This is a genomic window from Desulfosediminicola sp. (assembly GCF_048381775.1).
GTDB classification, from domain to species: Bacteria; Desulfobacterota; Desulfobulbia; order Desulfobulbales; family Desulfocapsaceae; genus Desulfopila; species Desulfopila ganghwensis.
This window is the reverse complement of the sequence record NZ_JBLXGE010000004.1, coordinates 78,322-93,553: the sequence shown is the minus strand read 5'-3', so window position 1 is coordinate 93,553 and position 15,232 is coordinate 78,322. Positions and strand designations below refer to the sequence as shown.

Below are 15,232 nucleotides of genomic sequence, written 5' to 3'. Positions count from 1 at the left end.
TATGCTCATGAAACATTTCGACGCGCTCAACACTATCCTGGTAGGCGTTGCTCTGCTATCCAGTATATTTCTGGCAGGATGTGACAACGCTGAACAACACCAGCCTGACCCACGCCATATGGAGCCGGCCAAAGTCACTCTCGGTACAGCTTCCATGATGCCTGTGCTGAACCAGATCGAGCTTATCGGTACTGTCGAATCGGTCAACAAGGCTGAAATTGCCGCGAAAGTCAGTGGCACCATCACTGCCATGCCCATTGTACTCGGCTCCCGGGTCGAAAAAGGCGATTTGCTGGTGGAGATAAGCGCCGGGGAGATCGATGCCAAATTACAGCAATCACACGCTCAACTCGAACAGGCCAGACGAAACCTGGCCCGGGAAAGGACACTGCTGAAGAAAAACGCCGCAACTCCCGAAACAGTAAAATCATTGGAAGAATCACTTGCTATAGCCCAGGCGGCGTATAGAGAAGCGAACATCATGCAAAGCTATACCAGAGTGCTTGCTCCATTTGACGGGAGAATCACTCGTAAAGACAGCCATGTCGGTGACATGGCAAGACCAGGTAAGCCTTTGGTACGAGTCGAAGATGAGATTAAACTGCAAGTGCTCACCCACATTCCCGAATCAATAATCTCCAAAATTACAATAGGGGATCAGCTCGATATACGTGTACCAGCACCAGATCTGACAATTACCGGCAGGGTTTCAGAACTCTCCCCAACCGCCAACCCCACCACCAGAAGCGGTGAGGTTAAGCTCGACCTCCAAGCCAATCCGGCTCTCCAGCCCGGACAATTCGCCAGAGTTGCAATAGCCCTCGACAACGCTTCGATGCTTGCTGTACCTATCGGCGCCATCAGTACCCATGGACAGATGCAAAGAGTTTTTGTCGTGCAGGATGGCATAGCCAGGCTCAGATTGGTCCGTTGCGGTGCGACTTATGGTGATGTTGTCGAAATTTTATCAGGACTTGCAGTTGATGATAAAGTCGTTGTAGCCGGCCATCAAAAGCTGCACGACCTGCAACCGGTGATATTCGATTAACTCGAACTTCTCATTTTAAACAGAGACCAAGTCATATTATTCAATACCTGTCATGACAGATAAAAAGACACATGCACCCGGCTTTGCCGGACGCCTTGCCGCCGCCTTTGTTTCCTCGAGACTGACCCCGCTCTTTATCTTTGCTTCGATTCTGCTTGGCTTTCTGGCAATCATGATGTTGCCCAGAGAGGAGGAACCACAGATAAAGGTGCCGATGATCGACGTTATGGTCTCCATGCCGGGAGCAACGCCCAAGGAAGTTGAACAGCAGCTCACAATTCCCATGGAGAAACTGCTCTATGAACTTCCAGGCGTCGAATATATCTACTCCACGTCCATGGCCGGCCAGAGCATGCTGGTGGTACGGTTCTATGTAGGCGAAAATTTAGAGACCTCAATCGTGCGGCTGAACCAGAAGCTCGCTACCAATTTCGATCGTATCCCCTACTCGGTAACCCCACCCCTGATCAAACCGCACACCATCGATGATGTGCCGATACTTGCGCTCACCTTCCACGGGACAAATTACGATCACGCCACTTTGCGAAGACTTGCGGCTCAGGTTGATGACAGTATCAAATCTATCCATAATGTTGCTGAAACCAAACTGATTGGTGGCACCAGGCGTCAGCTGACAATTCATTTCGACCCACTCCTGCTTGCCTCGCGAAACCTGACAGTAGCTGAACTGGCACCTAAAATCCAACAGGTCAATCTACAGTCCTACTCTGGCAGTCTGCTCTCCCGTAATCAGGAAGTGCTGGTTCAGACAGGTACCTTTCTTAACTCAAGTGAAGAGATAAAACGCATTGTAGTAGGTGTCTACGGTAATTTACCGGTCTATCTCGAAGATGTGGCAACTGTCACCGATGGCCCTGAAGAACCATCTAATTACGTGCTCTTCGGCACACCTGGCGAGGGTGAGCCCCAGGCAGCCGTAACCCTTTCAATTGCTAAACGGCCAGGTGCCAATGCGGTGCAGGTGGTCCATGAAGTATTGGAAAAAGTCGATAATCTCAAAGGCGTCATCATCCCAGGTGATCTTGAGGTAACCGTAACCCGCGATTATGGCGAAACTGCTGCCGAGAAGTCCAATGAGTTGCTGCTACATATGGGCATTGCTGTGTTCGGCGTTGCAATTCTGATCCTTCTATTCCTCGGTTGGCGCGAGTCTATGGTAGTAATGCTCGCTATCCCATCAACCCTGGCGCTGACTTTGCTGGTCTTTTATCTATACGGCTACACCTTGAACCGCATCACCCTCTTTGCGTTGATATTTTCCATCGGTATTCTGGTTGATGACGCCATTGTAGTTGTTGAAAATATTGTTCGGCATCTTCATCTGCCGGGGAACTCTGGCAAGTCGCGTGTCCAGATTGCTATTGAAGCCGTAATCGAAGTCGGCAATCCGACGATTCTCGCCACCTGGGCTGTAATCGCGGCAATTTTGCCCATGGCGTTTGTTGGTGGGTTGATGGGCCCCTATATGCGCCCTATCCCTGTCGGTTCATCCGCTGCCATGGTGTTCTCGCTGCTGATCGCTTTCACTGTCACCCCCTGGGCGGCAGCAAGGCTGCTGAGAGCTGCAGTCGATGGTAAACCTGGAAAATCCGCCAACCATGATCAGGTACCGGATGACTGGTTCACTCGCATTTATCATCTGGTAATGGAGCCGCTACTTGCCAGACGGAGCTGGAGACTGCTCTTTTTCACTTCAATTATCACTCTGCTGCTCGGTTCCTTCAGCATGGTCTACCTCGGCCTGGTGAAGGTGAAGATGCTCCCTTTTGACAACAAGAGTGAGTTTCAGATTATTCTGAATATGCCGGAAGGCTCAACTCTTGAACACACCAGCCGGGTCGCCATGGAAATGGCCGAAGTCGTCAGAAAGGATCCTGCAGTGGTCAACTACCAGATTTATACCGGCACAGCTTCACCATATAATTTTAACGGATTAGTCCGCCATTATTTCATGCGCTCCGGCCCGACCGTTGCCGATATTCAGGTGAACCTGCAACCAAAGAATGAACGCAGCCTGCAGAGCCACGACATCGCACAACGGATACGTCCGGGGGTGAGTAAGATAGCAGCACGGCATGGTGCAACAGTCGCTGTTGCCGAAGTACCGCCAGGTCCACCTGTCCTGCAAACCCTGGTGGCGGAAATTTATGGCCCAACAGATGAAGCCAGGCTCAACCTCGCCAACGCTGTCCACGGTATCTTCATCAACACTGAAGGGGTGGTCGATGTGGACTGGTTCAGGGAAGAGGACCGTACCAGGCAGGTGATCACGGTCGATAAGGAAAAAGCCGCCATCAACGGCATCAGTGAAAAGCAGATCACAGAGACCATCGAGGCTGCAATTGGTGGAATGGTTATCGACCTCTTTCACCAACCCAACGACAAAGAGCCAATCAATATGGTGCTCAAGCTACCGCCTGCCGAAAAAGCACGTATTGACTCCATACTCAACATTTCACTCAGACCCGAAACCTCTCCGGACGCAAAGCTGGTTCCACTGCGCGAACTGGTAAACATAAAAGAACGTGCAGTGGAACAACCAATCTACAGAAAAAACCTCAAGCCCGTAATTTATGTGACCGGCGATGTTGCCGGTTCGGTGGAGAGCCCGGTCTATGCGATTTTCGATATGAACGCCAAACTTGCCCAGCTCGATGGACGGCTCGTGGGCGGTAGTACCGAATCAATCAAAATATATAACCTGAACCAGCCTTTCGATGAATCTGAACCAGCCATGAAGTGGGATGGCGAGTGGCACATCACTCTGGAGGTCTTTCGTGATCTGGGCCTCGCTTTCTGCGTGGTGATGATCCTGATTTACATGCTGATGGTTGGTTGGTTTAAAAACTACCTCACCCCGTTTGTGGTTATGGCTGCCATCCCGTTTTCCCTGATTGGCATCCTGCCGGCACACTGGGGATTTGGTGCCTTTTTCACGGCTACTTCCATGATTGGTTTCATGGCAGGTGCAGGCATTGTAGTTCGGAATTCGATTATTCTGGTCGATTTTATTGAATTACGGATACAAGAGGGTCACGATCTGGCCAAGGCGGTGGTTGATGCAGGAGCAATACGTTTTCGCCCAATGCTGCTCACCGCACTGGCAGTTGTTGTCGGAGCATCGGTAATTCTGGCCGACCCGATATTCCAGGGGCTGGCCATTTCCTTGATGTTCGGTGAGATTGCCTCACTCCTTATCAGCAGAATGGCTGTACCGGTGCTGTACTATATGTTAAAGAGCGGCAAACTCTAGCCTCATCTGCGCGTCTATGTGATAGAATAAACCAAACAGGCTAATATCTCGTGAAGCCGGGTTACACCCGGCTTCATTTCACCCAGCAGCGGCCACCATCCCCTATGACTGAAAAAATATTCAATCCGTTTACCGACCGGTTAAGTCGTGATATTCGGAATACCCTTTCAAGCTCACTGGTTGAATGTCTGGAAGCCGGTAACATCTCCAGTGCGGAAGAGGTCGCAAAACGATATCTCGCCGAACACCCTGCCCCACTATATTCCGAGTATATCCAACAACGACTGCAACTCTACAAAGAGGCAGTAAAGACAATCCACGGCGGTTCAGAAGATCCTATATGGAGGAGTACGATTCTCTGGAACCTCGGGCTATTCTTTGAAATGCACGAGGTGCTCGAGCATGCCTGGTACAGTGCCCAAGGTGACACTAAGCTCATCATGCAGGCCCTGATCAGGGCGGCGGGGGTCTATGTGAAACTGGGCTGCGGCTACAAACCGCAAGCCAGAAAAATGGCAGATAAGGCAATAGATGTACTGACAATACACCAGGAATTTCTCAGCGACTATTTTCAGCCCGAACCACTACTGAAGGCCCTGCGGGAACTCGATCCTCAGCCACCGGAATTAGTGCGATAGATAATTCGTCTTTTACTTTTTCGCATCCCGTATCGTTCCAACTGCCATCTGCTCATGACCGGTTTTCATATTGCCGTGCTGGCATACATTGAAATACCGGCCATTTTCCTATAATCCCATTGGCAGCTAGATGGAGCAGGTAGCCATAACCTGATTATAATCGGTTTTTCCATCAAATATCAGCTGGATACCTTCCTGCAGCAGCACAGTCATGCCGTTATTAATCGCCTCCTGCTTGATCTCTTCGGAGGTCGCTTTGTCGATGATCATTTCTTTAATTTTCTGGCTGGCAATAAGCAGTTCAAAGAGACCAGCCCTTCCTTTATAACCACTGTTATTGCATTTATCGCAGCCCTTGGCCTTGTACAGCACCAACGAATCCGAATAGCTGGTCTGGATATGATCATAAAAAAGGATGCCATATGACTGCACCAGATGATCAAACTCTTTCTTGCTGGGAGTGTATCCCTCTTTACAATCAGGGCAGAGAGTACGAACCAGACGCTGGGCGAGAATACCAATCAGTGAATCTGAGAAATTGAAAGGGTCCAGCCCCATATCGATCAGACGGACAACGGTTTCCGCCGCCGAGTTGGTGTGCAGGGTACTGAAAACCAGATGACCGGTAAGAGATGCCTCGATGGCCATGCCGGCGGTCTCTTCATCTCGCATCTCACCGATCATGATGACATCGGGGTCGGCACGAAGAAAAGCGCGCATTGCAGCGGCAAAGGTATAACCGATACTTGGCTTAACCTGAACCTGCCTGAGTCGATACTGGGTAATCTCAACCGGGTCTTCCGCGGTCCAGATCTTTTTTTCCGGTGTGTTGATGTAATTGAGGGCTGAATGCAGAGTAGTGGTTTTACCGGAACCGGTGGGGCCAACCACCAGAAATAGACCGTGGGGTTTAACCAGGGCCTGGGTTATCCGATTATAAATCCTGGCAGGAGTAATCTGCTCAAGCGGCAATGGCTTTGAGTCTGCAAGGATTCGCAACACCACATCTTCGTTACCGCCTGCGGTTGGGATGGTCGCAACCCTCAGCTCCACGTTGTCCGCTCGGGTTGTGGTGAATTTTATCTTCCCATCCTGGGGTTTTCTTTTAATGGAGATATCCAGATCAGCCATTACCTTTACCCTGGCAATTACCGAAGTGACATTATGTTTTGGAACTCGAAGTATATTTTTGCAATGGCCGTCAATTCTGAACCGAACCTCAGAGTCCTGAGTCATGCCATAAGGTTCAATGTGAATATCTGAAGCTCCAGCATAATATGCGTCTTCCAGAATTTTATTTACAAGCTTTATGGCAGGGCTGTTATCGATCTCAACACGCTCGTCGACTTCCTGGTAATCATGACCATTTAAGCCCGGTTTCTGCTCATACTCCCCTTCCTCTTCGTTGCCCGGCCGGTATTTCTCAAGTACCGCCCTGATGTCATCACCGAAGGACAGGAAGATTTTGGCATGAAGCACGCCATATGTTTTCTTGATCTGGGTGAGATCCGGCTGATTAACCGGGTCCTTAGCTGCCAGAAAAAGCGTGTCGTCCTGCTGCTCGACTGGAATAATGAGATCTCTCTCAAAATTGTCGAAATTACCCTTGGGGACAAGCGAGGCAACAGAATGAGTGGATTGGGTAAGGTCCATAAATTTGGTCTGATAGACCATGGCCAGAGTATCGCCAAGTTCTTCACGCTCCACCATGAAGTTCTCCATCAACACCGACTCGACATCCCTTTCCTGTTGGGTCGCAATCACCATGGCACGTTCCATTTCCTGCCCGGAGATGATTTCCCTTTTTATAAGTTCCTCATATCTGAGAGGTACCTTTTTGCCGGACTTATAATGGTTGTAAAGGGCAATACCCAGCGTTTCTGCGAGTTCCGCTATGCGTCGTTCATCGTCAGTATCAAATTCCAGTCCGTCACAACGATTTATGAGCTGAATCACCCCCAACAAATTCTTCTGGTAAACAATTGGTGTAGACAGTACCTGCCGGGTAACGCAGCCACCTTTTTCATCCCAGCGCCTGTCAAAAGTGAGTGTAGGATGTATTCTTTTCAGCCCCTCGGTATCGTATACATTAGGGATATTCAGAGTTTTCTGGGTATCGGCGACAAAGCCGATTATGGATTCCCGGTTTATGTCCGTCCTGATTTTCCTGAGAGCCTCCCCCGGCAGCAACACCCAGGAGACCAGCTGATGCTTTTTGGCATCCACCAGAAATATGGTCGCCATCTCGACATCGTACACCTTGAGAATCTTATTGCGTAGCCCAACCATGATAGAATTGGGGCTGGACGCAGCGTGAATCTCATTCATAAGTCGTTTGAAAAGAACATCAAAGGGACTGCTGGAACGAACCTTGGCACTTGGGGGGGCAATTGCAGACATGGAAAACTCCGTCAACACAAATTACGGTGGACAGCAGCACAGCGAAAACGAAACCTCGTTTCGCCAAACTACTTTACTGACGATCGAGAAATGATGATCATCCAATACCAATTGATACAGATATGATCAAGCCTACGGCTCAAAAAACTCCCCCCGGTTAAAGATAACCGGGGGGAGGTAACAGTTTGCAGTTACTGAACGAGAGGCCGCTCAGTAATGGGAGATTGTGCGGAAGGCTGCAGGGTTCCAACACCGAGACCTGAATTGAATGGATCAATTGTCTGCCGGGACTGAAACTGAAAATCATTTTCTGTCATGCGAAGCAGGTTCGGATCAAGACGATTCATTTCCTGTTCCACGCGTTTGATATTGCTGCGAACCTTATCCGCAATCTCAACATCCGGATATTTGACGAGTATGTCTTTGAGCTTACGGTGACATTCGAGCAGAAGCTTTTTCTGGCTTTCCTGATCTGAAGTTTTGGTAAAGCGGATGAAGAGGTCAGCAGCCTTTCTTCGCTCAGAATTAGCGGCCAGCAAGGCAACTTCAGATATCTTGCTCTCGGCCTTGGCACCATATTCCGTGTCAAGCATCTCGGTAAAGAGTGTTATCGCCTCTTCGTAGCGCTCACCTTTTACCAGCAGCATGCCATTATTCCATTTACGCTGCAGATCCTGAACCTGGGTGAGTTTCAGGGTTTCTCTGTTGACTGCATCTGCCAGAACAAGATCATCTTTTTTGAGCCTGAGCTGATCGCGTTTCTGGTTATCGATCAGATCGAGGGGAACCGAGTCAATAGTACGAATCGCTTGATCATATTTCTTCTCAGCCACAAGCTGATCCACATTGGCAATTAACCGATTCACCCAGCCATCGGCTCTTTTCTGGCTATCCGCTTTAATGATATCCACATTAGAGGAAACAGCGGAATACGGGTAATTCAGCAGAAACTCATCGGCCTGCCAAACAACCTTGTAACCATCTTTTTCTGGAATAAAACCAAGGTAATTCCTAAGCAGACCGGAGTATGCCTTTAACTCGGGCCCACCTTTGACACTCCCTTCGAGAATGGAGATCTGCAACTTGGACCAGTCATCGATTTTGCCAAGGCTGATATACGCTTCAGAAATCTTATTATACTGCTCTTCGGCAGCCTTATAGTTACCGCTGGCGGTGTACAAATCAGCAAGCGTCTTTCGATACGAAACAAGATCGGAACCATTGCTGCCTGCGGCGGACATCTCGTCAATAACCTGACGATAGATCTTCGCCGCCTGCCCTTCCTGGTGCAGATACATCAGGGCATTACCGTATCGAAGCTTTGTCTGCTGGTTCAGACGATCTTTCTGGTTCTCGGGAATCTGCAGCCATACCTGAACAACTTCTTCATATTCATGATTGTCGGCATAACGCTTCACGAGTGCTTCCAGCTGCTCAAGTCCGGTGTTATCCTGAGACTGTCCCCAGCCGATGCTGTTTTGAGTGCTATCCCCTAACAACTTGCCACAGGGACTCTCAAGAAACTCAATATCCTGTATCTGCAGATCCTGAATGACCGTACCACTCACTCCACCGTTACCGGTATAGTTGTGATTCTGTAACAAATCTTCCCTGAGCGCAGTATATCCGTTCAGTACTCCCTGCAGCTTTCTGAAACAGCGGACCATTTGTTCGGTATCATCCTGGCTCAAATCCACCTGCATGGATTTACTGTCCAACTCTTTCCATTTCTCAAGCTTACTACTGTACTGGTAAATTCGATCATTTACATATTGCATTGAAGGCAAGACCTGCTCCCGGGTTACATCCTCCAATGTCAAACCTGACTCATCAGCAATATCGAGATATCCAGGCTGCTGAACAGTCTTTGCCCCGGGGGTATCGGTGGTGCCGTCACCAGTATATACAGGGGCACTCATATTCGGGCCCTGCATGCCGGATGATGGGGTGGCAACTCGTTTCTGGGACTGAACACAACCGGTCAGCGCCAACATACAGCATGCGATAGTACTGATGTAAAATGTCTTCTTCATGATCAGGAGAGGGTCTTAAATTCCGGGGGAGCAGTCGTACAGACCTCAGGGCCTGCGACCGCCGCCTCAATTTATGTCAATATTATTAGTATTTTCATCTTATTACCATATCTGCAGGCGATTACAAGTCTTTAGCCCGCATTTCTTGCAACCAGCTAATCGTACCATATCTGCGAATCAGCTCAAAGCACAACCAAATCATTATAACCAGTTAGCACACTCACTAACCAGGTTATTACTGCCAGCTGCAAAGAACAGGGGCATTGAAGTTTGGATTCAGCACACCAACTTCAATGCCCCTGTGACGTTTCTACCAAAATTTTTTGAGAAACAGAAGATCAAGGCTCGAAAGCATTTACCAGCTCATCAGAGACAGAAAAAAGCAATCCTTCTCCAACCTGCCAGAAAGGTTCGAAAGTTCTCTCCGGGATGAAACCACTTTCACTTAATTGACCAAAGGTAAGAATTGAAGGCTTATAGCGACTCAATTCGCTCACAGTGCTGGCAGGCTGACCAATCACTCCCCCACCATCACCCTTCACTGCCATGTTCAGCTGGCCAAGATTATTATATTTTAACTGCAGGCCATTAAAAGAGAGATCAACCGGATCAAATGACTCTATATAGCTCCGCTCCTGGATAATGGTATTTACGATATCAACCCAGGACGGCAACGCACCGGCGGCCCCGGTGATTCGAATTGTTGATTTGCGCATATCTGAATTATCGTCAAAACCAACATAGGCGCCTACGGCATAGCCTTTTTCCGGGACCATATAGGTACCGCTCTGACCCAACCCCGGCAGATACCCAAAGAATGATGCATTGGTGTAACGATTCGCGGTTCCGGTCTTGCCCATCAATGGCACAGGAACCGTCAGGTTGCCAGCCCCGGAGCCGTCAGCCGCGGCAATCTTCACCGCTTTGTCGGCTCGACGACCGGTACCGAACTTCATCACATTTTCCAGTATGTTATTTACAGCAATCCGGCTCTTTTCTCCAAGCACTGGAGTAACGTGACGCTCCGGCTGATAGAGGAGTCTGCCATCGCTGGATTCTATCCGATCAATAATCAGCAGACTGTCGTTATCACTCCCCTGTGGATGCTCCCCATAGGTTGTCAGCTTACCGGTGACCATGGTTTCGTACATCCTGGTCGTCTCAAGCAAACTCATTACATTTGAGCCAAGGGCAAAAGAGAGCACTGGTTGCAGATCGCTTTTTACTCCCATCTGCCGGGCTAGATCGATCAGATACCTCAACCCGACATTGATCCTGAAATCCTTCACCTCGGAAAGCACCTCAAAGCTGTAAGGCAGCTCCCGTTGCAGGCGGCGGTACTCAAAATCCATCTGTCTTGAAAGCATGTCAAACGACTCTACAGACACCTCTCCGTAGAGAAGGATATTACCCCAGAACTGTTTGCGCTCCACCTCTGTCGAGACAAAGAGCTGTTGCTGAAGATTTCTGCGGTTTATGACTCTGAGGTCGCCATGCACCAATTTTCTTGGCATGAAAACATATCGACCAAGATTAAAATCGAAAAATAATTCACCGGAACTTAAATCATCGCCAAGCAGGTCCGGTCGCATTAGACCAAGCGGATCTTCCAACCTGTCGGTGTAATTGTGGAGTTGACTTCGTAACTCTTCGAACTTGAGAAAGGTCTTTGAAAGAATTTTCTTTCTGAGCTGCAACTCCTCGATCTCGTAATTCTTTAGTTTGGATCGGTCTTTGAGACTCGCGTTGAGCTGTTCCGTAAAGTTGTCAAAATTCAAGCCGTAATGCAGCGAGTTGAAGTACTTGTACTCCTCAATCATGTTCTCAAACATAAAATCAGCTTCACTATTTCGTAGAGCTGCATTGTATGCGGCCTCGCGAAGTACATCCTGATTCACCACTATGCCGTAACGATCACGAATGCGGTTTCGGTATGTACGATACGGCTCCTGCTCTCCGTTCACGACCTTTGGCGTGAGGCCGAGATGATCGGCAACCGTTTTAAACTGGATAGGGTTCAATTGCTCACAGAGATTTGCCAGCAACCAGACAGACGCGAGATTTTCAGATTTTACACCTGCCCAGCTCATCGAGACCCATTCATGGGGACTCTGGTGGTCGGGACGGGGGAAATACGGTTGATTATGGTAGACGAATACATCCCTGGAATTCTGGAGCAGATCCGAACTGTTCCAGCCCAGTTGCAAAGCAGCTGCGAAGACAAATGGTTTGAGGGAAGAGCCCATTGTCCGTTTCGCGTAGACGGCACGGTTATAAAAGCGATTTTCCGTACCGCCCGCCATGGCCCGGATCATACCATCCTTCATAACCATAGTTGCGCCCTGGACCTTGGGGTATTTTTCCAGGTCGAGCAGCACATCGCCAACCTCGTTCACGTCGCGGACGCTTACCCATACTTTATCTCCAGGCTGAATCTGCCCGGCAAGCTTTTCCGTATCAGCCTTGGCTGGCTTGGCCCAGATATTCTTCTGCCACTTTACCCGGGGATCGACCAGATGCTCAAAACCCTTGGTATCAAGCGTACCTGCCCCGAGTTTTCTACCAAAATCGACAACAGCGAGGATCTGGCCGCCGGTCACTGTGACACTGCTTACCGTGCCGAAAAGAAATGAGCCGACATCCAGCCGATTGTCACCGGCATACGTCATCTCACTGTATTCCTGCTGCACTTCATCACGCTCATAACCGCGCAGTAAGGTGTCGAGCCGGGAGAGGTCGTGACGAAGAGCGTAGAGGGTTTTTGCCTGGATATCCTTATCAACGGTGGTGATAATCCGGATACCGGAAGTAGCCACATTGTCTATATCGTGTTTTTCCAGACTCTCGGTTATCTCCTGGGTCGTGACAGCATCCTTTACCATCTCCATCACATAATCGAGAGAGTACCCCACCTGCCCCTGATTAAAACCAATATTGGAAGCAAGTGCTTCCCGGTATTTCCCTAGGCCGATCATTTCCAGCTCGAGCATTTTATCGAGCACATATTTCAACCGTCCCCTGGCCCGCTGCTCTGCCAGTTCAGCACTTTCTCTGGTTTTCTTGATGAATGGATTATAATAATTGGGTCTTTTGACACTGCCGGCAATAAAAGCACACTCAACCAAAGTCAGCTCACTCGGCTTCTTGTCAAAGTAATATCTTGCGGCAACCCCCAATCCATGACCGTTCCCACTCACATAGAACTGGTTGGCATAAAATTCGAATATTTTTTCCTTCGGATAGCGATATTCAAGCCGCAACGCAAAGAGCAACTCTTTTAATTTCGCCTTATATGATCTCTCGGTTCTTTTAAATAGATTTTTTGCTGTCTGCTGGGTCAGGGTACTACCGCCCTGGACAATTCTACCCGCCTGAACATTTCTGATAACCGCCCTGGTAATTCCGAAAACGTCAAAGCCGAAATGCTCAAAGAACCGGTTATCCTCAGCCGCCACCAAAGCATTGACAAAATCTTCAGGAATCTCGCCATATCGAACATATTGACGGTGAGCCTCGTCAAAAAACACCCCGAGCTTTGTCTGATTATCATTATAAAATACAGGACTTTCCTTACCAAGAATTGACCCGATATTATTCTCATCAATCTCGGTACCAGGTTCCAGCACGATATAATAGTACAGTCCACCTGAAGCCGTTGCTACAGCTGCAAAACAGACAAACAGGAAAAAATAGAATAGCTTCTTTAACATAGTTGTTTTTTTCTGCCGTGACAGGGTGATATGCGGTATGTGACAGGCAACTGCTTAAAGCCGGGTGTCGGCGGACAGCATTATCCTTGCAATTCTTTACCACTTAGGTTTTAAATACTCTCCAAATATCAATAGCTCTGCGTCAAAACAGACCTGAATGTACAAAGTTATATTGCAGAACTCAATAAACTTTTCCGGGTAACCTATATGGTTCAACGCCCCGTTTACTTAATATATAGGCCACTGATAACTCATATGTTTCTAAAATATATTACGACTGCCCCCCTACTTACAATGATTTCGTCAGCACTTTTTCTCTCAGGCTGCGCGATCAATGAAAAATCCGATTATCTTGCAACAAAAGACGGAAATATCGAAGGAGCCGCTGACAACGACATCAATGATCCCGACCTCAAATACCTTTCAAGCGAATCAGATGCGGACCTTGATGAAGAATTACGGGCTTTAAGTGAAACAGGTGAATGGGGAGAAGATACCACCATCACCGGAGTAGAACAACTCTTCGATTTCCCCGTGGTAACTAATAAACAGGTAGAGATGTACCTGAACCTGTTTCAGACCAGCCAGCGCCGCAGTTTTGAGAGTTGGCTTGCTCGCTCTGGTAAATATGTCCCTTTCATTGAGCATGAACTGGAAAAGGCCGGACTACCCAAAGACCTTGCATATCTCTCAATGATTGAGAGTGGCTACAGTCAACGCGCCTATTCCCGCTCCCGGGCGGTTGGTCTCTGGCAGTTTATGGCGGCCACCGGCAAACAATACAACCTGAAAATTGACTCATATATAGACCAGCGCATAGACCCGGAAGAATCCACAGCCTCTGCAATCGCATATCTTGGCGATCTCTACAAAGAGTTCGGTGACTGGCATCTTGCTGTTGCCGCCTATAATGCCGGGCCAGGAAAAATTCGTAATGGTCTGAAGCGCTATCAGGTAGATAATTTCTGGGATCTTGCCCAGCATAAATATCTACACCTCGAAACCAAGCGCTATGTACCCAAGCTGATAGCAGCAATCATGATCTCAAGACAGCCCGAGAGATATGGTTTTACCAATATCGCCTACGAAGAGCCTCTTACATACGATAAAATCCAGGTCGAACCAGGCATGCCCCTTGATGCTGTAGCTATTATCTCCGGCACCAACGTCAGGGAAATCAAGGCTCTCAATCAGGAACTCCGTCGCGGCAAGACCCCTCCCAACAAGGTCGGTTACAGTGTAAAAATACCGGCAGGAAGCAGATCGCTTGCCATGTCGAATCTTGACAATCTGCACTCCTATGTCAGCACCGGTTACAAGACGCACACTATCAAGCGGGGAGAAACTATCGCCTCAATCTGTAGAAAGTATAACCTGAACACCACTGCGCTGTTGAAAGTGAATAATCTCAGGTCCTCCAATCTCAAACCGGGGACCAATCTCCGCGTTCCGTATCCGATGGTAAAATACCAGTTGCTGCCGGACGGTGATTTGAGCAATCTCGCTGCATATAATGATAATCTGATCCTGCATAAAATCCAAAGTGGCGAGACTATCTCCAAAATTGCTAAAAAGTACAAGGTTCCGCAAAACATGATTGTCTCCTGGAACGGCTTGAAAAGTGTCCACTCAATCCGCGCCGGGCAGCAACTCGCACTCTTTATAGAGGATGCGAATAAAAGCACCTCAGGAACCAGGCGAATACTCGCTTCAACCAGTAAGTTGATTATCGATCAACCGGCTACATCTGCGCTCGTATCATCATCAGGTGCTATCCCCACACTTACTGCACAGAAAAAGGGCTTGCCGGATGAAGTTTCCATCCCGAGCGACTATAATTGGTACAAAGTTCAGGATGGTGATTCGTTATGGACCATCTCCCGCAGATTTAACATCTCTGCGGATAGCATCCGGGAGTTGAACAACCTCAAGTCCAATCTCATCCACCCTGGTAGTAGGCTTATTATCCGAAAGGGATAGAATATTCCTGTCAAAGAGAGAAAGAAAGCAAAGGCTGGCTTGAATTTACGCTGACAGGATGTATCTTTTGACAGAGTCGATGGAGCTACGTTTCAGGTTTTCATGGAATACGTTCCGTTGTTCCCCCATCTCGATACTTCTGCAGGAAT

General features: G+C 48.6%; 7 protein-coding genes. 4 read left to right on the top strand and 3 right to left on the bottom strand.

What is annotated here, in order from left to right; genetic code table 11:
• The first annotated feature begins 7 nt into the window (after positions 1-7).
• The 3 genes from ACN5NT_RS08075 to ACN5NT_RS08065 all read left to right on the top strand — a co-directional run bounded on the left by ACN5NT_RS08075 (position 8) and on the right by ACN5NT_RS08065 (position 4,960).
• The gene (locus ACN5NT_RS08075; protein ID WP_419175084.1) at positions 8-1,048 is read left to right on the top strand and encodes an efflux RND transporter periplasmic adaptor subunit; all 1,041 of its coding nucleotides are present in this window, start codon (positions 8-10) and stop codon (positions 1,046-1,048) included.
• Positions 1,049-1,100: 52 nt separating this feature from the next.
• Positions 1,101-4,322: an efflux RND transporter permease subunit gene (locus ACN5NT_RS08070; protein ID WP_419175083.1), complete on the top strand. Its 3,222-nt coding sequence runs from the start codon at positions 1,101-1,103 to the stop codon at positions 4,320-4,322.
• A 104-nt stretch (positions 4,323-4,426) separates the two neighbouring features.
• Positions 4,427-4,960, top strand: a complete 534-nt coding sequence (locus tag ACN5NT_RS08065; RefSeq protein WP_419175082.1) for a DUF309 domain-containing protein — start codon at positions 4,427-4,429, stop codon at positions 4,958-4,960.
• A 126-nt stretch (positions 4,961-5,086) separates the two neighbouring features.
• Here the strand turns inward: ACN5NT_RS08065 and ACN5NT_RS08060 are convergent, their stop codons facing one another.
• The 3 genes from ACN5NT_RS08060 to ACN5NT_RS08050 form a co-directional block, all read right to left on the bottom strand.
• A complete protein-coding gene (locus tag ACN5NT_RS08060) occupies positions 5,087-7,360 on the bottom strand; it encodes a GspE/PulE family protein (RefSeq protein WP_419175081.1) in 2,274 nt (757 codons plus the stop codon).
• Positions 7,361-7,551: 191 nt separating this feature from the next.
• Positions 7,552-9,393, bottom strand: a complete 1,842-nt coding sequence (locus ACN5NT_RS08055) for a tetratricopeptide repeat protein (RefSeq protein ID WP_419175080.1) — start codon at positions 9,391-9,393, stop codon at positions 7,552-7,554.
• A 338-nt stretch (positions 9,394-9,731) separates the two neighbouring features.
• Entirely contained in the window at positions 9,732-13,103 is a 3,372-nt protein-coding gene (locus ACN5NT_RS08050) for a transglycosylase domain-containing protein (RefSeq protein ID WP_419175079.1), read from the bottom strand.
• Between the two features lie 294 nt (positions 13,104-13,397).
• Between ACN5NT_RS08050 and ACN5NT_RS08045 the strand changes: the two genes are divergently transcribed.
• On the top strand, positions 13,398-15,083 hold the full coding sequence (locus tag ACN5NT_RS08045; protein ID WP_419175078.1) for a LysM peptidoglycan-binding domain-containing protein: 1,686 nt from the start codon (positions 13,398-13,400) through the stop codon (positions 15,081-15,083).
• Positions 15,084-15,232: the final 149 nt, after the last annotated feature.